This window comes from Tenacibaculum tangerinum (genome assembly GCF_029853675.1).
GTDB classification, from domain to species: domain Bacteria; phylum Bacteroidota; class Bacteroidia; order Flavobacteriales; family Flavobacteriaceae; genus Polaribacter; species Polaribacter tangerinum_A.
Map to the genome: position 1 here is coordinate 2768714 of NZ_CP122539.1, position 22393 is coordinate 2791106.

General features: G+C 34.4%; 18 protein-coding genes. 13 read left to right on the forward strand and 5 right to left on the reverse strand.

What is annotated here, in order from left to right; genetic code table 11:
* The first annotated feature begins 15 nt into the window (after positions 1 to 15).
* From nosZ to P8625_RS12405, 7 genes are all read left to right on the forward strand, one after another.
* The gene (gene nosZ, locus P8625_RS12375; protein ID WP_407704779.1) at positions 16 to 1938 is read left to right on the forward strand and encodes a Sec-dependent nitrous-oxide reductase; all 1923 of its coding nucleotides are present in this window, start codon (positions 16 to 18) and stop codon (positions 1936 to 1938) included.
* 143 nt (positions 1939 to 2081) lie between these two features.
* Complete coding sequence (locus tag P8625_RS12380) at positions 2082 to 2681, forward strand: hypothetical protein (RefSeq protein WP_279650759.1); 600 nt, start codon at positions 2082 to 2084, stop codon at positions 2679 to 2681.
* Positions 2682 to 3101, forward strand: a complete 420-nt coding sequence (locus P8625_RS12385) for a nitrous oxide reductase accessory protein NosL (RefSeq protein WP_279650760.1) — start codon at positions 2682 to 2684, stop codon at positions 3099 to 3101.
* A 28-nt stretch (positions 3102 to 3129) separates the two neighbouring features.
* A complete protein-coding gene (locus P8625_RS12390) occupies positions 3130 to 4335 on the forward strand; it encodes a nitrous oxide reductase family maturation protein NosD (RefSeq protein ID WP_279650761.1) in 1206 nt (401 codons plus the stop codon).
* Positions 4328 to 5035 (forward strand): ABC transporter ATP-binding protein, encoded by a 708-nt coding sequence (locus P8625_RS12395; protein ID WP_279650762.1) that lies wholly within the window; start codon positions 4328 to 4330, stop codon positions 5033 to 5035. The genes P8625_RS12390 and P8625_RS12395 overlap by 8 nt, the downstream gene beginning before the upstream one ends.
* Positions 5028 to 5807, forward strand: coding sequence for an ABC transporter permease (locus P8625_RS12400; RefSeq protein ID WP_279650763.1), 780 nt, complete (start codon positions 5028 to 5030; stop codon positions 5805 to 5807). Before P8625_RS12395 ends, P8625_RS12400 begins: the two co-directional genes overlap by 8 nt.
* Positions 5808 to 5950: 143 nt before the next feature.
* Entirely contained in the window at positions 5951 to 6493 is a 543-nt protein-coding gene (locus P8625_RS12405) for a DUF2911 domain-containing protein (RefSeq protein ID WP_279650764.1), read from the forward strand.
* Positions 6494 to 6558: 65 nt separating this feature from the next.
* On the opposite strand, the gene P8625_RS12410 is transcribed toward P8625_RS12405, so the two are convergent.
* Entirely contained in the window at positions 6559 to 7560 is a 1002-nt protein-coding gene (locus P8625_RS12410; RefSeq protein WP_279650765.1) for an SAM-dependent methyltransferase, read from the reverse strand.
* Between the two features lie 245 nt (positions 7561 to 7805).
* On the opposite strand from P8625_RS12410, the gene P8625_RS12415 reads away from it, so the two are divergent.
* The 6 genes from P8625_RS12415 (at position 7806) to P8625_RS12440 (ending at position 15584) form a co-directional block, all read left to right on the forward strand.
* Positions 7806 to 8456, forward strand: coding sequence for a hypothetical protein (locus P8625_RS12415; protein WP_279650766.1), 651 nt, complete (start codon positions 7806 to 7808; stop codon positions 8454 to 8456).
* Positions 8457 to 8715: 259 nt separating this feature from the next.
* Positions 8716 to 11817, forward strand: coding sequence for a leucine--tRNA ligase (locus P8625_RS12420; protein ID WP_279650767.1), 3102 nt, complete (start codon positions 8716 to 8718; stop codon positions 11815 to 11817).
* A 105-nt stretch (positions 11818 to 11922) separates the two neighbouring features.
* Positions 11923 to 12375 (forward strand): hypothetical protein, encoded by a 453-nt coding sequence (locus P8625_RS12425; RefSeq protein WP_279650768.1) that lies wholly within the window; start codon positions 11923 to 11925, stop codon positions 12373 to 12375.
* 110 nt (positions 12376 to 12485) lie between these two features.
* Positions 12486 to 13442 carry a hypothetical protein gene (locus P8625_RS12430; RefSeq protein WP_279650769.1) on the forward strand — a complete coding sequence of 319 codons (957 nt, stop codon included), beginning with the start codon at positions 12486 to 12488 and terminating at the stop codon, positions 13440 to 13442.
* Between the two features lie 121 nt (positions 13443 to 13563).
* Complete coding sequence (locus P8625_RS12435) at positions 13564 to 14715, forward strand: GNAT family N-acetyltransferase (RefSeq protein WP_407704781.1); 1152 nt, start codon at positions 13564 to 13566, stop codon at positions 14713 to 14715.
* Entirely contained in the window at positions 14712 to 15584 is an 873-nt protein-coding gene (locus P8625_RS12440) for an acyl-CoA thioesterase (RefSeq protein WP_279650771.1), read from the forward strand. The genes P8625_RS12435 and P8625_RS12440 overlap by 4 nt, the downstream gene beginning before the upstream one ends.
* A gap of 56 nt (positions 15585 to 15640) precedes the next feature.
* Here P8625_RS12440 and P8625_RS12445 read toward each other — a convergent pair whose 3' ends face one another.
* The 4 genes from P8625_RS12445 to P8625_RS12460 form a co-directional block, all read right to left on the reverse strand.
* Positions 15641 to 17902: an inorganic phosphate transporter gene (locus tag P8625_RS12445; protein ID WP_279650772.1), complete on the reverse strand. Its 2262-nt coding sequence runs from the start codon at positions 17900 to 17902 to the stop codon at positions 15641 to 15643.
* Between the two features lie 72 nt (positions 17903 to 17974).
* Positions 17975 to 19177: a porin gene (locus P8625_RS12450; protein WP_279650773.1), complete on the reverse strand. Its 1203-nt coding sequence runs from the start codon at positions 19175 to 19177 to the stop codon at positions 17975 to 17977.
* Between the two features lie 264 nt (positions 19178 to 19441).
* Positions 19442 to 20326 carry a metallophosphoesterase gene (locus tag P8625_RS12455; protein ID WP_279650774.1) on the reverse strand — a complete coding sequence of 295 codons (885 nt, stop codon included), beginning with the start codon at positions 20324 to 20326 and terminating at the stop codon, positions 19442 to 19444.
* A gap of 90 nt (positions 20327 to 20416) precedes the next feature.
* Positions 20417 to 22384, reverse strand: a complete 1968-nt coding sequence (locus P8625_RS12460) for a DUF5689 domain-containing protein (RefSeq protein ID WP_279650775.1) — start codon at positions 22382 to 22384, stop codon at positions 20417 to 20419.
* Between the last annotated feature and the right edge of the window lie 9 nt (positions 22385 to 22393).

A 22393-nucleotide genomic window follows, 5' to 3' on the forward strand; every position in this document is an offset into this window, starting at 1 on the left:
TTGGTTGCAGTTTCCATGTTTATGATGGGCTGTGGCAACAATGGGAATAAAACACAAGAAAAAGCAGGAGCGCTAGGAAGCAATGCTGCTGAAAAAGTATACGTAGCTCCTGGTGAGCACGATGAATTTTATGCGTTTCTCTCTGGAGGATATAGTGGTAACGTTACCGTATATGGCTTGCCTTCGGGAAGAATGCTTAAAGAAATCCCAGTTTTTTCGCAATTTCCAACTTCAGGGTATGGCTATTCAGAAGAAACAAAACCAATGTTAAACACATCACACGGATTTATTCCTTGGGATGACTCTCACCACCCAGACATTTCACAAACCAATGGAGAGTTAGATGGAAGATTTATTTTTATCAATGGTAACAACACCCCTAGAATTGCAAAAATAGATTTAAGTGTATTTGAAACTACCGAGATTATTGAAATCCCCAATAGTGCAGGAAACCACAGTTCTTCTTTTGTTACTGAAAACACAGAATATGTGGTGGCAGGAACTCGTTTCTCTGTTCCAGTACCACAAGTAGACATGCCTATTAATGAGTATAAAGGTAAATTTAAAGGAGCTTTATCATTTATTAGTGTAGATCCTGAACACGGGCATATGGATCTTAAATTCCAAATAATTATGCCAGGGTTTAATTATGATTTATCGCATCCAGGAAGAGGAAACTCTCATGGTTGGTTCTTCTTTAGTACCTATAATACCGAAGAAGCTAGTACCTTATTAGAAGTAAATGCCTCACAAAATGATAAAGATTTTATTGCAGCCATAAACTGGAAAAAAATTGAAGAATATGTAAACAACGGTGGTGGTAAAAAAATGCCAGCCAATTATGCACACAATGTATACGACGAGAGCACCCATAACGCAACGTCAACGATGAAAAAAGAAGTGTTGGTAGTGGATCCTACAGAAGTGCCTGGTGCCGTTTATTTATTACCTACACCTAAATCACCTCATGGTTGCGATGTGAGCCCTGATGGAGAGTACATTATAGGTAGTGGTAAACTTTCTGCCGATTTAACAGTGCACTCATTTACAAACATGCTCAAAGCTATTGAAGACAAAAAATTTGATGGTGAAGCGTACGGTATTCCAATTATGAATTACGATGACGTGGTGGCAGGTGTTGTGAAGTCTGGAGGTTTAGGACCCTTACATACCGAGTTTGATGCTAAAGGAAATGCCTATACAACTTTCTTTATCTCTTCTGAAGTAGTGAAGTGGAAACTTGGTACTTGGGAGGTAATTGATAGAAAGCCTACCTATTATTCAGTAGGTCACTTAATGGTTCCTGGAGGTAATTCAAGAAAACCTTTTGGTAAGTATCTAATCGCCATGAATAAAATTACCAAAGATCGTTATTTACCTACAGGTCCAGAGCTAGAGCATTCTGTACAGTTGTATGATATCTCTGGTGAAAAAATGGAATTATTATCTGACTTCCCTTCGCATGGTGAGCCTCACTATGCTGCTGGTTGCCCAGCAGATCTTTTAAAACCAAAATCAAAGAAGTTTTATAAGATGGAAGAAAACAAGCATCCTTATGCGATTAAAGCACCGCAAGATGCTAAGGTTGTTAGAGAAGGTAGTAATGTGCATATTTACATGAGTACCATCAGAAGCCATTTTACACCCGATAATATTGAAGGAATTAAAGTAGGTGATAATGTATATTTCCATATAACCAATCACGAACAAGATTTTGATGTACCCCATGGATTTGCTATGATCGGTGCAAACACTTCAGAGATTTTAGTTATGCCAGGACAGACAAAAACAATTACTTGGCAGCCAAAACAAGTAGGTGTGTGGCCATTTTATTGTACAGATTTCTGCTCTGCTTTACACCAAGAAATGCAAGGATATATTAGAGTATCTCCCCAAAATTCTGATATAAAATTAAGCTGGTCTTTGGATGGCGAGTAAAAGTATCCAGTAAGGTTTAGTTTTTAGATTGAAAAGCTGTTTGAATAAAATTTGTAAAAATAACCTTTCAAGCAGCTTTTTAGCATTTAAAAAATGAAATTTTCAGTCATCTGAAGAGGTAAAATAATAAAAAAACAAAACAGATGAAAAAACATAAAATATTAATGATGGTAGGTTCATTACTACTATTATTGCTTTTTGCTTTTCCGTTATGGAATATCACGTTAGAGGCTCCACAATATCCTACACCATTGGGTATGGATATATATATCAACAAGTTTGAAGATATGCATCCACATGATATTAAAAACATCAATTTAATGAACCATTATGTAGGAATGAAATACATTCCTGAAACGATTCCTGAATTTAAAATATTTCCAGTAGTAATTGCCGTAATGGTTATTTTAGGTGTATTTATAGGCTTAAAAGCCAACTATAAATGGTACTTAATTTGGTTTATACTTATGTTGGTTTTAGGTATTGCTGGAATGTATGATTTTTATTTATGGGAATATAACTATGGTCATGATTTAGACCCCAAGGCAATTATGAAGTTTACCAATCCTGATGGAAGTATTATGGGATTTCAACCACCACTGTTTGGCAGTAAAGATATTTTAAATTTTAAAGCACACTCCTATCCAAGACTTGGAGCCTATGGAATGTTTTTCGGAATGTTTTTAACTTTTATTGCCTATCTTTTGGGCAAAAAAGAAGCCAAAAAAGTAAAATCTAATTAAATGAAAGCACTTGCCAAATTTTCTTATGTAGCAGTAGTACTATCACTCATTTCTTGTAAAATAGCACCACAAGAAATTCAGTACGGTACAGATATGTGTCACTCTTGTCAAATGACCATTGTCGAACAAACACATGCATCACAAATCGTTACCAAAAAAGGAAGAGCCTATAAATACGATGCAATTGAATGTATGTTACAAGATTTAGATAAAAGAGATGTAAGTTCTATTGCGTTATTTTTAGTTACAGATTATACAAAGCCAACCACACTCATCAATGCAAAAGAAGCCACTTTTTTGGTTAGTGAAGAAATAAAAAGTCCGATGGGAGCCAATCTCTCTGCTTTTTCAAACCGAGAAGCAATCAAAGTTGCTGGTCAACAGTTTAACTGGAACGAGATAAACGATTACATACAGTAATAGCATTGTTATAATTAGTTTTTAGCAAATGATTAGATTACCTATACTATTTTTTTTGTTTATTTCAGTAAGTAGTGTATTTTCTCAACAAACAATACAAGAAAAAATTGAGGCTACAAAAAAAAGCGATACCCTAGTTATACATGAAGGCGTATACAAAGAACACGATATCACAATTAGCAAACCAATTACGATCATAGGAAAAGGAAAGGTAATAATTGATGCTGAAAAAAAAGGATACGTATTCAAAATTTTATCAGATTCTGTAGCATTAAAAAACATTATAATTAAAAATGTTGGAAGAAGCTACACGAAAGATTATGCAGCTATTTATGTTTCGAGAAGTAATAATTTGACCATCGAGAAAGTAACCCTTGAAAATGTGTTCTTTGGAATGTTAATTGAAAAAAGCAAAAACATTCACATTAAGAATAGCTCTATTTCTAGCGAGGCTAAAACTGAAGCAAAAGCAGGTAATGGAATTCATTTGTGGCATTGTAGTAATGCAATAATAGACGGAAACGAACTGCACAATTTACGAGATGGTATTTATTTTGAATTTGTAAAAAACAGTGTAGTAAAAAACAACCACAGTCATCACAATATTCGATACGGTTTACACTTTATGTTTTCAAACAACAACGAGTATTCTCAAAATACATTTAACAACAACGGAGCTGGTGTAGCAGTTATGTTTTCAAAATATATAACGATGACCCACAATAAATTTTTAAAAAATTGGGGAACAGCTTCCTATGGCTTGTTGCTAAAAGAAATTTACGATGCTGAAATCGTAAAAAATGAATTTTCAGAAAATACCGTAGCTGTGAATCTTGAAGGATCTACTCGAATTAATTATACCCACAACACCTTTAGTAACAATGGATGGGCGCTAAAAGTAGCAGGTGCTTGTTATAAAAACATTTTCACAAAAAATAATTTTTTAAACAATTCATTCGATGTTTCTTATAACAGCAAAATAAACGACAACAGTTTTGAAGGAAACTATTGGAGCTCTTATACAGGATACGATTTGAATAAAGATGCCATAGGAGACGTACCGTATCGACCTGTAAAACTGTTTTCATATATCGTAAATCAAACTCCAGAAACCATCATACTCTTACGAAGCTTATTTGTTGATATTATTAACTTTTCTGAAAAAGTAACTCCAGTTTTTACACCAAAAAACTTGGTAGATAAAGCACCCCTAATGCAAAAGTACAATGATTGAAATTAGCAATATTTATAAAAAATTTGGTAAAGTTCAAGTATTGAATAAACTAGACTTAACCATAAAAAACAAAGGAATTTTCGCAATATTAGGACCTAATGGCTCTGGCAAAACTACGTTGATAAAAAGTATCTTAGGAATGGTTTTAGTCGATAAAGGAGAAATAAAAATTAACGGAAAATCTGTTTTACATCAATTTGAATATAAAAAAGAAATTAGCTATTTACCTCAAATTGCCAACTTTCCAACAAACAATACAGTAAGCGAACTTATAAAACTTATTAAAAGCTTGCGCACCAAAGAAACTAGAGAAGAAGAACTCATAGAAAAATTTGGATTGGAAGCGTTTTTAGATAAAAAACTAGGAAATTTATCAGGCGGCACAAAGCAAAAAGTAAATATTGTACTTGCTTTTATGTTTGATAATGATCTCATCATCTTAGATGAACCCACCACCGGATTAGATCCCATTTCACTTATAACTTTAAAAAAAATAATCCAAGAAGAAAAAAAACAAGGAAAAACAATTCTAATAACCTCACATATAATGAGTTTTGTAGAAGAAATGGCAGATGAAATAGTATTCTTATTAGACGGAGAAATTTACTTCAAAGGGACGAAAGAACAGTTGTACAGCAAAACTAACAAACAAGATTTAGAGCAAGCGATAGCAAACCTACTAATAGAGCATCATGATTAAAATTATAAAATATTGTTTTTTCGATTTAGTAAGAAGTAGATGGAGTTTGGTATACTTCAGTTTTTATTTACTGCTGAGTTCTGCTTTATTATTTTTAAATAACGACACCTCTAAAGCAGTCATTTCATTAATGAATATCATTACCGTATTAACTCCGTTAATAGGAACCATATTTGGGGTAATGTATTATTACAATTCAAGAGAATTTGTAGAGCTGCTATTATCTCAGCCTATAAAAAGGTCACACATTTTTATTGGTCAATATTTAGGAGTTGCAATTTCCTTAAGCTTAAGTTTAATTTTAGGTTTGGGAATTCCGTTTTTGCTATACGGTGTAATGCAGGAATCTACCTCTAATTTTTTGATGTTATTAACGGTTGGAACTTTTTTAACATTCATTTTTGTAGCCTTGGCATACAATATCGCTTTATCGCACGAAAATAAAATCAAAGGGTTTGGATATGCTATTTTAGTATGGCTATTCATGGCAGTTATTTACGACGGTATATTTCTCATTTCACTCGTAGTATTTCAAGAGTATCCGCTAGACAATGCATCGCTTATAGCCACCGCATTCAACCCCATAGATTTATCTAGAATTCTGATTTTACTGAAATTAGATATTTCAGCCTTACTAGGATATACGGGTGCAATTTTTAAAAATTTCTTCGGAACCTCACTAGGATTTGTTACATCATTTTTGGTATTGATACTATGGGTAATGATTCCCGTTTTTTTCATATACAAGAAAGCACAGCGAAAAGATTTTTAACTGTAAATACTTAGTTTCCAAAACAAGAAATGGTATAAGCTAAAAAGGAATTTTACCGCCTTTTTGGGTGTAAATTTTAATTTTTGTAGAAGTATGCGTAGTTTTGTCGACAAATACTCTAAGTATCAATTAAAAAAAACACCATGAAAAAATCGATTTTATTCATTATTTTCTTAACCATGGCATTTGTGTTTTCAAACGAAGCAATGGCTCAAAAATTCCCAAAACTAGACAAAAGCCCTATGGATGCAGCTGCCTACCCAAGCAGCTATAGAATTTCAGACAAAACAGTAAAAATCATATACAGCCGTCCGCAACTCAAAGGAAGATCGTTAGCAAGGCTAGCTCCAGTAGGAAAAGTATGGAGAACGGGAGCCGATGAGGCGGCAGAAATTACGTTTTACAAAGATGTAGTTTTTGGAGGAAAATCAGTAAAAGCAGGAACATATACCCTGTTTACCATTCCGGGAGATAACGAATGGACTGTAATTTTGAATTCAGCAAAAAACGTATGGGGTGCTTATTTTTATAAAGAATCGGATGATATTGTACGTGTAAAAGGAACGGTTTCAAAAGCAAAAGAACCCATCGAAGTTTTTTCTATGGTGTTTGAAGGCGAAGGAGATGATTTTAACATGTACCTAGGGTGGGATGACGTTATAGTTACCATACCAGTTAAAGGATAAAAAAGTAAACTTTTAAAAAAGCCTTACTTGATTTTTCAGGTAAGGCTTTGTTGTTTCTTTACCCATTAGTCTTTTAGTGAAAACTTTAACTCAATAGCATCTTTCATCGTATAAGTAAAAACGATGGAGTTGAATGTAAAAGGTTTTTCAATCTCCATTTCAAGAGCCAGCGTTAAAGACGATTCATTTCTCGTCAACCAAATATCATTATACACATGAACTTCAGTATCTAAAGCGAAAAAATGATATTGTTCAATGTCGATTGCTTTTGCATCTATTGTTTTTTCAGGAAGTTGTTCAGGTATCGTATTAGTAGTTTCATAAGCATCCAGTTCCTTTCGTACATCTATAATAACATCTTCCCGCATCACCTTATAATTAGGGTCGTTCACCGATGTTAACGAAAACCGTCCTTTAATTAGTACGTTGTTAGGAATAATGGTGGTTGCTTCTGGCAACTGGGGTACTAGGTTAAAAAGAATAGGAACATAGCACTCTCTATACAATAAAGCATCTAAAGTTTCACTAAATAGAATATGGTATTTTTCTGCATTCGGAATCGAAAAAGTAACCGCATCAGCTTCATAAAAATCAGCCACAAAATCAGTTAATTCTAGTTTTTCTATCAACTCTTTAGCATGATGTAAAGATAGTTTGTTAATTTCTAAAAGACTAAACTGAATTTCATTAGGACTAAAAAGCTGCGCAACCAACGTCATAAAAGGAGCATACGGACCGCAACCTGCATACAATATATGTATTGTTTCATCGGGGTGATTTTGCTGTTTTTCTTTAATAGCAGCCACCATTCCTTTTAAAAATTTATGAGTTCTGTTGTAATCCAATAAGCATTGAGCGGCATGGCTTAAACCCAACGCTTTCCCTTTTGCTGTTGGAACAGCAGCCAAATACTCAACCTTACTATCATAGGCTGTTATTTGGGTAAGTTCCTGAAATTGTTCGTGAATCAAATCTATAGCATCTTTAATTTCCGATGGTGCTATAGCACTTTTTAAAAGGATTGAAACTAAATCTTTTAACGATAAAGTGCTCGTGTGTTTATTCATAAGTAGTTTGGTTAATAATGTATATATGGTTGGGTTCTAAGGTATAAAAATAGTCTAAAAAACACCGAATAATAACTCTCTTTTTTAAGAGATATACGTAAGGCTGCATAAAACACACTCATTACCCAATAATCGTCGTTAGAGGTTTTTTCGTATGTACGAACTATGTAAAAGAATACTTTAACTGCATACAAGTAGTTCGAAGAACTTACAAAATCAAAAAACAAACCTTAAAACATACAATTATGTCTACAAGCTACACTACCCTATCTGTTACAAATCAAACTCAAAAATCCGTAGAGGTGTACGTAACCTTTGCCGCTTCGAATAGCGCAAATAAATGCTGCCCTTCACCTGTTGGAATCTCAGATTTTAGTTTTTTAACCAAGGTAAATAAACTCATGGCAAAGTTTGAATTAGGAGCAGGAAAAACACAAGAGTTTGACCCAAAAGGAGCATGCTTTAGTGGCAATATCTGTTTCTATATAGAGCCACAATGTCCTGTATCTGGAGCAGATTTTAATCACGGTGCACAAGGAACCAGTATTGCCGAGTTTACCCTTAACCCCAACACCCCATGTGCAGAAGCATTTGATATAAGTTGCGTGAATGGTGTAAATAGCTTTATTGCCATGGAAGTAGACAGCGATGGAGGTTGGAATTATGGTCCTAATAAAACACCTATTTCAAGAATTTTTAATAAAGCACTACAGCAAAACTCAGAAAACCCGGGAGTATTTCCAGTAAACTGTACCGATTGTATTCAATTGGTAGGAGATAAACCCTGTCCTTCATTACCCTTAGGACCTGCTCAAAAAGAACGTATTTGTAATATTCAACGCTCAGGAAGAGGAGGAACATTAAAAGTAATTTTAACAGATCCAGACTTGCTATAGTCTGATGAGTCGAAGAGAAAGAAATTTTTCAAACCTTGTAAATTCTACAATTTGCAAGGTTTTTTTATGTTCGTTGAGGTTATATCAAAAGGATTAAAGCGTTAAACTTTTTACTTACCAACAATAACTGTAAATTTGCAGCTTCAAAATCACGTCATTGCGAAGTGCTACATTGAGCGTAATCGAAAGGAACACGAAGCAGTCTGTAAGGTTACTTTGTTCGTATCATTTCTCGTAACGACAGGAATAAATTAAAACAATGCAATACAATCACCGAGAAATAGAAAAAAAGTGGCAAAAGTACTGGGCAGAAAAAGGTACGTTTAAAGCTGAAAACAATGCTGAGAAACCTAAATATTATGTGTTAGATATGTTTCCGTATCCATCAGGAGCAGGCTTACACGTTGGGCATCCACTCGGTTACATTGCCTCAGATATCTATGCACGTTACAAGCGTCATAAAGGATTTAATGTATTGCATCCACAAGGATATGATTCTTTCGGATTACCTGCCGAGCAATATGCCATTCAAACAGGACAACACCCAGCTATTACTACGGAGACGAATATCAAAACCTACCGTCGTCAGTTAGATACTATCGGATTCTCATTCGATTGGTCGCGTGAAGTACGTACTTCAGATCCGAACTATTATAAATGGACACAGTGGATTTTTATCCAACTATTCAACTCTTGGTATAATAAAGAAACTGACAAAGCAGAAGACATTTCAACCTTAATTGCGAAGTTTGAAGCAGTAGGAAATGCAAATGTGAATGCAGTTTCTGATGACGATATTCCTGTTTTTTCTGCGGAAGAATGGCACAACTTTTCTGAGAAAGAACAACAAGAAATACTGTTACAATACCGTTTAACCTATTTGTCAGATACCGAGGTAAACTGGTGTCCCGCTTTAGGAACCGTATTGGCCAATGATGAAATTGTAAATGGTGTTTCTGAACGGGGCGGACACCCAGTAGTTCGCAAAAAAATGACCCAATGGTCCATGCGAATTTCTGCCTATGCACAACGTTTGTTAGACGGTTTAGAAACGATTGATTGGCCACAGCCCTTAAAAGACTCTCAAATTAACTGGATTGGAAGAAGTCAAGGAGCGATGGTTTCTTTTGAGGTACCTAATTTGGACGCTGAGCGTAGTCGAAGCGACCAAGATGTGGTTTCGACTACGCTCAACCACCAGATTGATGTATTTACCACACGCCCTGATACTATTTTCGGCGTGTCTTTTATGACCTTAGCCCCAGAACACGAATTGGTGGCGAAAATCACGACTCCTGAACAAAAAGAAGCGGTAGAAGCGTATGTAACGGCAACTGCAAAACGTTCAGAGCGTGATCGTATGGCAGATGTAAAAACGATTTCAGGAGTATTTACAGGAGCGTATGCCTTACACCCATTTACAGGAAAACAAGTACCTATTTGGATTGGTGATTATGTACTGGCAAGCTACGGTACAGGGGCAGTAATGGCAGTGCCTTGTGGTGACCAACGTGATTATGATTTTGCTAAACATTTCGGATTGGAAATTCCGAATATTTTTGAAGGCGTAGATATTTCTGAAGAAGCCTTTGCCGATAAAGAAAAAACCGTCATTGCAAATTCTGATTTCTTAAACGGACTTCCGTATAAGAAGGCCATGAAAACGGTGATTTATGAATTGGAAAAACGCGGTATTGGCTATGGAAAAATAAACTATCGTTTGCGCGATGCCGTATTCAGTCGTCAACGCTATTGGGGAGAACCTTTTCCAGTATACTACAAAGACGGAATGCCTCAAATGATTGCTGCCGAACATTTACCAATCAAGTTACCAGAAGTAGAAAAATATTTACCTACCGAAGATGGAAAACCACCGTTGGGAAATGCTGAGGTTTGGGCATGGGATGTTGAAAAGAATCAAGTAGTTTCTAATGATTTAATAAATCACACTAGTGTGTTTCCACTAGAACTAAACACGATGCCAGGATGGGCGGGAAGTTCTTGGTACTTTAATCGCTATATGGATGCAAACAATGAAGGAGAATTTGTAAGCAAGGAAGCGGTGGAGTATTGGAAAGAAGTAGATTTATATATCGGAGGATCGGAACATGCTACAGGACACTTACTATATGCACGATTCTGGCAAAAATTCTTGTTTGATAGAGGTTATGTACCTGTAGAAGAGTTTGCAAAAAAACTCATCAACCAAGGAATGATTTTAGGGACAAGTGCTTTTGTATATAGGGCAGATATAAAACCAATTGTTGCTAGCGATAAAGGAATTGATACTAAAGAAATATTTAATTATGTTATTAAAAGACCAGTTCTAATTTCTAAATCAGAAGTAGAGTTGTTAACAATATCAGAAGATTATACTAAGAGGTATCATGATTTGATTAAGGATAAACTTTTGGATGAAATTAATTCCAAATTTTCAAACGACTTAAAAGAATCAGAACTATATCTAAAAATAAATCTGAGAAGATGTATACCACTTCGTGTTGATATTTCTTTACTGAAAGGAACAACAGATGAATTAGATCTAGAAAAATTTATTAAAGACAAAAAATATGAAGATTATAATAATTCAATTTTCATATTAGAAGATGGTTTTATTGTTGATTCCAATGAAGATATAATTGATAGTTCATGTAAATACATTGTAGGTCGCGAAGTTGAAAAAATGTCAAAGTCGAAGTATAATGTGGTGAATCCAGATTTGATATGTGAGCAATATGGTGCAGACAGCCTTAGGCTATTTGAGATGTTCTTAGGGCCCTTAGAGCAAACCAAGCCTTGGAAAACTTCAGGAATTTCAGGCGTGTATTCTTTCTTAAAGAAATTATGGAAATTATTTACCGATGAAAATGGTATCAACGTTTCAGACGAAGAACCAACTAAAGACGAGTTAAAAACCTTGCATAAAACCATTAAGAAAGTAGCAGAAGATATCGAGAACTTCTCGTTCAATACCTCTGTTTCTACCTTTATGATTGCGGTAAATGAGTTAACCGCTTTAAAATGCAACAAACGTGCTATTTTAGAACCCTTATTGGTGTTAATTTCTCCGTATGCACCACATATTGCGGAGGAATTATGGAGTCAGCTAGGGCACAGCGAATCAATTGCAACTGCAGCGTTTCCAAAATTTGAAGAAAAGCATTTAGTAGAAAGCTCGAAGAATTACCCTATTTCTTTTAATGGTAAAATGCGTTTTACGCTAGAATTACCGTTAGATATGAGCAAAGACGATATTGAAAAAACGGTGATGGCACACGAAAAAACACAGGCACAGTTACAAGGACGTACCCCTAAAAAGGTGATTATTGTTCCAGGAAGAATTATTAATATTGTAGGATAAAACGTACATTATAAATAGTGAAAATCCACACGCAATTAATTTGTTTGTGGATTTTTATTTTTAAACTAAATTAGCTCACTGTAAAACACGTTAAATTTTCATCGAATGAAAAAGATTTTTAAAATTAGCTATGCCGTTTTAGTATGTTTAACCTTGGTAATGAGTAGTTGTTCTGATAGTGATAAAGATATCTCAGGAATTGCCAATACAGAGTTATCAGGAACAGTGCAAGGACAAAGGTTTGAAGCTAAAGGAGGAAAAGCATTCCCCTCTGGGAATAATGAAGTTTCAGTACATATTACGAATATAGCGGCTGACTGTAGTTCTGATATTTTCGATTACGATCTAGAAATTTCAACCTATGTGAGTACAGCGCTTGGTATTTACAACGATGTAAATGTAGTGTTTCGTAAGAAAGGAGTTACTCCTTTAAACTACTTCAATGGAACTGTTGAACTCGTACGAATTACAGATACCGAACTTACCGTAAAAATAAAAGCAATTTCCTCTGCTGATAACGAGGTAGAAGGCTTTTTTACAGTTCCTTATTGTCAGTAATAAAATACATGTAATATTAAAATACTTTTACGACTTGATGTAAAAGTATTTTTTATGGTTCAAAATTGAAAACAAAACTTTTCTCAAATTCGCTTTCCAAAATATAATAAATGAAAAAAGTATCTTTTGGTAGTACATGGCTTTTTACAATCATACCTATCGGAATTTTTGTTTTTGTAGTCATACCTCAACTGCAAAACACGTATAGTTCATTCCAGCATAGAAAAACAGCGATGCAGCAAAGTGTACGAGAATTAGATTCGCTGAAACAGCTTCCCAACCCCACAAGAAAAGACTTGAATACGATAAAGCGTCTTGAAATTACCGTTCCAATCCATCAATTAGGTATCAAAAAAGAGCAATACACGTATTATAAAACTGGCGGTATGCTAGCGGTGTTGGCTTTTATGTTTACAGGAATGTTTGGGGCTAGTTATTGGGCGCAAAAAAAGAAAAAATCGCCAAAAAACAAACAGATAGAATTTACTTTTGACGATTATACAACCGATGCTATTGGGCAACATCTTTCTTGGAATGCTATGAAGAGTTCGGGAAGTAATTTTTTAAGTGAACGCTTGCGAAAAACGGCTTTTGGATATAAAATCACCTCTAGTTCTTATCTGAAATTCGTAGCATGGAGTTTCTTTTTAATGGGTTTAAATTATGTGGTTTGGTCTTTTATAGCTTTTTTTGATTTTTCAAAAGAACCGTTAACATTTATGGAAGGAGGAAAACTCTTTTTTACATCTGGAGGTCCTTTTTTACTGGTAGGCGCCTTTTTATTAGTGTCTTTCGGAGCAAAAGTATATGTCAACACTAAAAAGAGAAAAATTATAGTTGAAAACAAGGTAATTCCCTTTCAGCAAGCATACGCATTGCAAGTATTATCAAAATTTGTGGAGGGAAATACATCGGGAAGTTACTACTGTTACGAAGTAAATTTGGTCACGCAACAAGGAGAGCGTTACAATTTATTAAATCACGGAGACAAAGAGTACTTGCTAAGCGATATGGTTACCATAAGTAGGTGTTTAAAAGTACCTGTTTGGAATAACGGAGTGACGTAAAATAGATTCGTAGTGTATTTGCCAAACTTTTACTAATTTAGGCGCAAATCGTAAAAGCTGTTATTATTTTATCGTATAAAAAAAATCATTTGATGTACACTACTTTTCTTCGGTAAAAGAGATACCAGAAAAAGCTTGGAAAGAACTTAATTGCTCGCACAATTTATATTTTCAACCAGCCTATTTAGAAGCGTTAGAAAAAAATAATCAGCAGCTTCAGTTTTCATATATTTTACTTTACAATGAACAAGATGAAGCGATTGCTTTTGCCACGATTCAGGTAGTCGGTTTTTATTTAGATAATGTTCAAAACGACCTACAGTCGGCAATAGAATGGGTACGATGTGTCGGTAGAAAGTTACGGTTGAACTCATCAAGAAAACCAGTTAAAATACTTACTTGCGGTAATACTTTTGTGAGTGGAGAGCACGGTATTTTTATCAAAAAAGATCAAGATAAAAAACAAGTTGTAAAACAGTTAGCAAAGGCTATAGTGGTTTTTGAAAAAGACATTTCTAAAGAAAAAATCGACGCTTTTATGCTGAAAGATTTTGTAGATGAATCGCTTTTTATTACCGATGCACTGCACAGTGTGGGCTATAATTCATTTAATGTAGATTCAAATATGGTATTAGCCTTAGAGAAAGAATGGCATACTTTTGATGATTATTTGGCAGCACTGAAAACAAAATATAGGGTAAAAGCAAAAAAAGCATTCAAATTAAGTTCCCATTTGCGGATAGAGGAAGTAACCACTGCGTCTTTGAAGGAACTGTTACCAGAGATGAATTCGTTATACAAAAGTGTGTCTAATAAGGCGAGTTTTAACTTGGGACATTTTAATATAGAAACCTACCTTTCTTTAAAAGAAAGCCTAAAAGAGAACTATGTGATTAAAGCGTATTGGTTAGAAGATAAATTGGCAGGTTTTTTATCGGGTATGATTACTGATAAGAACCTTGATGCCCATTTTGTGGGAATTGATTACACTGTTAACAAAACGTATGCAATATACCAACGTATGCTCTATGATTATATACTATTAGCTATTGAAAATAACATCGAAACTATTAATTTTGGAAGAACCGCTGGTGAAATTAAAAGCTCAGTCGGTGCAGTACCTCAAAATTTAACAATTTATTTAAGGCATAAAAAAAGTATTCCAAATCGTATTTTGAGTTTATTTTTGAAGAAAATTCAACCAACAGAATTCAGGTTAATTAAGCCTTTTAAAGAAAAAAAGTATAAAAACGTATCGTCTTTTAGCCAATGAAAAATACACAAGAACTATTACAGATACTTACTCTAGACGACTTAGGGGAAGGTAATTTTAATGGAGTTAGCAAAGATATAGGAAGTCCAAACGTTTTTGGAGGTCAGGTACTAGCTCAAGCATTAAATGCCGCCTATAGAACAACGCCAAAAGAGCGTATATTACATTCGCTGCATTCCTATTTTTTAGAGGCAGGAAATTTAGAACTACCCATAACGTACAATGTACAAACAATTCGCGACGGAGGTAGCTTTTCTACTCGTAGAGTTACGGCACACCAAAATGATAAAACTATTTTTATTCTCTCGTGTTCTTTTCATAAAAAGGAGGAAGGATACGAACACCAAAAACCTATAAAAAAGGATGTAAAACAACCTGAAGAATTGTTAAGTTGGACAGATATGTTAGACCAATTCGGGGCTTTCTTACCAAAAAAAATGAAGGCTTTTTTAAGTATTGAACGTCCTGTTGATTTTAAACCTGTACAAATTGTAAATCCGTTAGACCGTAAAGATTTACCTCCATTAGTAGATGTGTGGTTTAAATTAAAAGGAGAGGCATTGGAGTTGCCATTAAGTATTAAACAGCAACTATTAACTTATATATCAGACTATAATATTTTAACAGCGTGTTTAAATCCGAATGCGAGTGTTGCTAATTTTGGAAACACACAAATGGCAAGTTTAGACCATTCGATGTGGTTTTATCGCGATTTTGATTTTGACGATTGGATGTTGTTTTCTGTGGAAAGTCCTAGTACTTATGGTGCTCGTGGTTTTGCACGTGGAAATATGTATACAAGAAGTGGAAAGTTGATTGCTTCTGTTGCGCAAGAGGGTTTGATGCGCCCGATAAGAGAAGTGTACTAATTTTGCAAATAACTATAAAAAAAGTCGAGCTGTAAGGCTCGACTTTTTTAGTTTATCTAATTTTCTAAATCAGCAGATTTTGTACTAATGTGAAACTCTTCATAGGTTTCTAGTAAACTCATGATTCCAGAAACTAAATCTTGTGTTTCTATTAAAATACTAAAGTATAAAGTAGTATTTTTTGGACTTGTTTCATCTGTTCTAATACGATCTACTTGTTTTTCAATAGACATAGAAACATCTTTCAACAATTCTTTCTTTTCGTTAATAATATGTTCCAAATTATCAAAACTTCTATTTTCAAAAGTAGTACTGATATCATCTAATAACTTAGAAAGAGTATTATCGATACTTTTTAAATCTTTAATTTGACCTTTTTTAAGGTGTTTATGATTGTTGTTAACGTGCTTATACGTTGCTCTAGAAATATAACTAATAGATTGTGCTACGTCTTGTAAATAGCCTAGGATTAAGATGTAAAATTTACTGGCTTGCACAGACGTATCGTCTAGTGATTTGATAAAGTAGAACACGCCATCTTTTAAATTATCAATTTCATCGTTTAGTTTTGTAACGTGTTTATCTGTTTTACGCAACTTAACTAAATCGTGTTTTGCAAGGTCATCAACCACGCTAGAATACAGTTTGTTAATACGTTTGGCAACACCAGAAATATGGTCAGAACTTTCTTCAATTACCCCGTTAATGGTAATCAACTCAGCTCTTTCCATGTATACCTGTTTCTTTTCTTCTTTCGATTTTTTTCTGTGTTGTAAGGTATTTCTAGCAATTAGAAGAGCTACTACAAGTAATAATACAGGAATCATTACCATATCCCAGCTAATTAAGTAAGCTATTAAAGCAGCTGTTAAGAAAGCTGTAATGGCAGTTAAAAACCATCCGCCAATTACATTAATTACACCAGCTACTCTATACACCGCACTTTCACGTCCCCAAGCTCTATCAGCTAACGAAGTACCCATGGCTACCATAAAAGTTACATAGGTAGTTGATAAAGGTAATTTCATAGAGGTTGCAATAGAAATTAAAATACCAGCGACAATCAAGTTTACAGCTGCTCTTACCAAATCGAAAGCAGGCATTTCATAAGTTTTATCTTTTGGTAATTCAATTACGGGTTTTTGAAACTTAGAATCAATAAATTGTAACGTTTTCTGAGGGATAAAAAAGCTAATAGCTGCATTAATTCCCATAGCACCTCTTACAACAATTCTTGATAATGCATTTGGTTGAAACTTCTCATGTCCGTCTCCTTGGCGAGATAAATCGATACCTGTTTTAATAACGTTTCTAGCCTTGCTTGAAGTCCATAAGGTAATTACCATAATGGCACCAGCTAACAATAACAACCATACGTTAGAAGGCACTTTTTTAGCTAAGATGCCCATAGAAAAGGCATCAGGTGCAACACCAGAGATTTCCCAAGCTTGGTATGAGTTCCAAGCAGCAATAGGTACCCCAATAAAGTTTACCAAATCGTTACCAGAAAACGCCATTGCTAGTGAGAAGGTACCAATACCAATAATTAGTTTTAAGATATTAACCTTAAAAAATTGTATTAAAAGATAAGATACCATACTCCAAAGAACAAAACTACCAGCAACAATAAGTACAGTATTTCCTTCAATTAAGTGTTTTACATCGCTATAAAAAGGAGTTCCTTTCATTCCTTTGATGATGATAAAGTACGTAATTGCTGTAATGGCAAAACCACCAAATAGCGAGTTTATATAGGTAGGTCTTTTCTCAAAATTAAACGAGTAAATTAAACGGGAAAAGAACTGTACGATTGCTCCTACCGAAAAGGCGACAATTACGGAGAGTAGAATACCGTTAATTATTTCAATGGCTTTTTTGTGATTGATATAGCTCCAAATATCAGAAATTGAATGGGCATCATTGGCTGCAATTTTTATCAATGAAACACATACTGCTGCTCCTAATAATTCAAATACAATAGAAACTGTGGTTGAGGTAGGCATTCCTAACGAGTTAAAGATATCGAGTAATAAAATATCAGTAATCATTACTGCCATAAAAATAAACATGATGTCTTGGAACATAAACATGCTAGGGTTAAAAATTCCCTTACGTGCTACTTCCATCATACCACTTGAAGTAACAGCTCCAAAAAACACACCGACACTAGCAATTATCATAATATTTCTTACTTTAATTGCTTTAGAACCGATTGCTGAATTTAAAAAGTTAACAGCATCGTTACTAACTCCTACAACCAAATCGACTATAGCTAAAACAGCTAAAGCGACTAGCATTAAAATATATGGATCTCCCATTTTTTAGTTTTTAATTAAGTTTTGCAAATTTAGTCACACATAAACGCTCTTATGTTATGTTTATGTTATTATTTAAAAGTGAATATCTACTTGTAATCGATACATTAATTCGTTGGTAGCTGTCGCTACATCTAAGTAACTAATATCGGTTTGCACTTTCAATTTGTGTCCAACAATGTACTTTGATAAACCTATTGTGTATTGATTTTCATTTCCTTTTCCTGTAATAGTTTCATCTAAAGAAATATTGGTAAATCGACCTGATACTTCCCAGTTTTTAGCGAATAAGTACCCTGATTGCAGGTTCAATGCACTACCTACTTGTACGATGTCTCCTGTTAGCGTACCGTCTGAGTTCTTGGCAATAGGGTCTTCGGCATCTCTGTACGCATATTCTCCCATAAATGAGAAACCTTTATACTTAAACATCGTATCTATAAAGAAGGTAGTAATATTGGTTTGGTAATACCCTTCATCATTTACCATGTAACTCCCTTGATTACTTCTATTTTTAACGGCATTATTGTTAAAATCATAACTCATGGCTAAGGCAAGTTTAGGAGTTTCTTCTCTTTTTAAATCTCCTCCTACATAATCTCCTTTGCCTTCAAATTTTCCGAAAGGCAAAAGCTCTATTTGGGCTGTGTATTGATGCCCCCCTAAGTTTCCTACCGTTATATTTCTTCCTTCTCCTTGAGAAAAAGCGAACGCTTCTCTAACGATGAATTGATCAGACAATTTAAAATGATGTCTTAACTGCATTCCCATATCTCGATCAATATTAAATCTCTTATTTAATAAAGAACGATCTACTAATTGCATATTACCAGAAGAAATAACACGTTCTCGGTTACCTGGTAATTTTGTTTGTCCGAACCACAATACAAAATTCTCGTAAAAATTCCATTTTAAAACCGCATCTAAAATATACCTAGGGGCATTTCCTGTATACTCTGAAGCGCCACTTATATCTCTATTAGATAAGCCAAGTTCCATCTTATATTGTAATTTTGGAGAGAAGGCAAAACCATGAAATTTTAAACGAGATCTTCTTATTAGCATTGAAGAAGAGGGATTGTACAGTCCGTTTTTGTTAGAATCCCAATCAGCAGTTGCCAAAAATTGAATTCTAGCACTCATATTCATAGACCATGTGCTATCTTTTCCTGCTAAATTAAATAATCCTTTGCCAAATTTAGGTGCATTTGTTTGTTGTGCTTGAATGCATAGTACTACAAACATACTTACATACGTAAGTGCTGTTTTAATGTTCATTAGTTGTGTATTTATTAGTTTTGTCGCGGCAAATAACCAACCTTTATGTTAAGTTAGTGTTAACCTAACATTAAAAAACTGCCTTGAAAACAAGGCAGTAGCTGTAAGTCAAATAAATAGTCGACAAAACTAATAAATTTATAATGACTGTACGCCTCAAAGCGAGGCAAAGCAAAGTTATTTTCTTTCCTTGAAAAGAATATTAAGTGTAATTTAAAAAACTGTTATGTAAGTAGTCTCTTTGGTTAAATTAGTGTTACGCTACTAGATATAATTGCTTACTTCTTGTGGTCCTTCTAGTACTGTTTTGGTAATTTGCATGGTGCCGTCTTTATGGGTGATGACATGCCATTTTATGAGGGTAATTTCATTATTTTCAATTTCCAAACCAGTGATGCATCTAGGGTGTACACAGCTACCATCGTTAAAATATGGGAGTTCATTTTTAGAAGGAAATCTGGGGCGATGTGTATGTCCAGTAATGGTCATTTGGTTATCATTACTCTTCATCCATCTTTCAAGACGGCGTTCTACTTTAATTAGCTCTGTAAAGTTTTGTGCAGGACTTGTGGGGTCTTTAATACCCAGAATTTGCAAAGGTCGCCATAAGACACGAACCAAAAACCTGCTTACTTTCCAAAAACTATAATTAAACCAATCGGCTTGGTGTCCGTGAAGCAAGAAAATACTTTTACCATCTTCTTGTACGAGTCGAATGGCTTCTGAAAAAGAAACATTGGGCATTAATTCTTTTTCTTTTCCATCAATAGTATCGTAAAAAGAGTGGAAATTTTTGGCAACTATACTTGGGTTTCTATAACTCATATCGTGATTTCCCCAAATAAAATACAACTTGTTTTGTTTATGAAATTCTCTAAGTAGCAAATAGATGTTTTTATTCGTATTGAAAATATTTACAAACGTATTTTCCCAAAGTTCATCGCCATCACCCAACTCTATGTAGGTGAATCCTTTTTTTAAATACTGAGACAACGCATAGTGATATATTTTTCGGTTGTGTGAAAAATCGTCGGCAAAGCTGTTGTCGCCTCTATGGCAATCGGAAAATAAAATATATTTAGACTTCTCGTTTAAAGGAAGCTCTTTTGCATTTTTAAAAGCATTTGTTATTCGTTGTTTGGAAAACATTTTTGTAAAAGTTAATAGTAGGGAATAAAGATGCATAAAAAAACCCAAGTTTTAAAACTTGGGTTTTTAACTTTTTTAAAAAATGTTGGATTATCTTACTTTAGGAGTAAAAGCTCCAGGAGCATCTTGAGGTGCATTGGTTGTACCTGCTGCCCCAGTATCATTCCAAATATCCCACTCTGAGAATGTATAGGTTGCATTCCCTTGTGTTACTGAAGCTTTGCGGTATGCTCTACCATCTTCAAATTCGTGATTTGTATCTGAACCATCTTCACCAGGTACACCGAAAACATCAACTACATTACCACTTGGGTCAACTAATTCTATGTTGTCGTCACCATTTGAATCAGCAGGCCCTCCAGTTTCAGCAGCTAAATCAGGAGCAAAGCCGAAAGCAGTTTCAAAAGCATCTTTTTGTGCAGCAATTACAAATGCCTGACCAGCATTAATTGTACTACCAGTTAAATCTATTGATGAAGTAGACTCTGGATTACCATTAGTGTATCTTCTAATTACCCATCCTGTTAAATCAACACTTTCTGTACCTGCATTGTATATTTCTATGAATCTAGCAGCTGGATTGTTATTTGGATCAGCTAATTCAGAGAAGAAAATAGTGTTTGAAGAACCACCTCCACCAGTAGAACCACAAGCATAGTCTTCGGTAAAGTTTACATCAGCTTCATTTCTTAAGTAAATTTGAGGACCGTTAAAGTCAGACATTACACCTGTAAGTGTTCCTTTTTTATCGCTTACAGCATTACTAGCAAACGTAGCTTGACTTCTTACAAAGGTTGTTAATTCATTAGTACAGTCTGAAGTAAATGTATTAGAACCTCCATAAGTTCCGGTAATATCTTTGAATTGTACTCCTTCAATTTGCACTAGTTTTCCTTCATAGTCTCCAGTTAAAGCTTGCTCGATGGTAATTGTTTCTGGAGTAGGTAAGGTACCTGCTGATGCACTAATAATACTTGATGGAGCAATGTTTAATTGTAATAAACCTCTAAATTCACTCAATTTAGCACCTCCAATAGCAATCTCTACTTCATCACCTAATTTTAAATCGTAAGCATCGCTAAATCGTAATGCAATACCTGCGGTAGCGTCTTGAGCAAAAGCATTTTGATTCGAAATATTATCTGTTGAAAGATCTGAAGTAATTACTACTTTTACTTTTAAGTTTTGGGTAATGGTAGTTTCACTTCCTGTATACAAGTCTTTTACATCTGCTAAAGAAGCTTCTGTAGGATTGTTATTACAACCGTATTCTTCTGTAAAGTTTACATCGTTGGTGTCTCTAATAAATAACTGATAATCGCTTCTGAATTTGTTTACAATAGCCGTGATACTTCCTTTTTTATCTGGAATAGGATACGATTTAAACGTAGCAAAACCACTGGTTCTCATAATAATAGACTCAAAAGTTTCACAACTAACGAAGTATCTATTTACTGAGAATGTATTATCAGGATCTGCATAAGTTAATCCCTTTTCTTCAGACTGTAATCCGTCAATTTTAACTAAGGTGTTAATATGGCTATCTGTTATTTCACCAATAGTTAGATTGGTAGGAATTATTTCTGCAATTTCAGAAGATCTATCAATATAATTAATATATTCATTAGTATCGATTCTGTCAGTGCTATTTCCATCTAAAACACCTATTTGGAAAGAGGTGAAGTATTTGCTTAAAGCAAGACCTTTTAGTTTAATGTATATTTTTCTACCTACATTGTAACGAGCGCCTAAATTGGTATCGTCTATTCTTACTTCTAAACCAACGGTTGGATTTTCTGGTTTATCTTGAATAATGATTGATTTAAAAAAGTTTCCTTCTCTGTCATCAGAAACTACATATCCATACACAGTAACATCTTCTGTAAATACTACAGGTTCACCGTTGTATTGGGCTACAATTTCGTCTAACGATTGTAAGTTAGCGTATTCTTTATCGGGTCCAATGGTTGGTAATTCAAAATCGTTGTGATCGACACACGAAGCAGAAATTGCAATAAAAAGGATTGCAAAAATCTTGTATAAATTTATTTTTTTCATTTTGAGTTT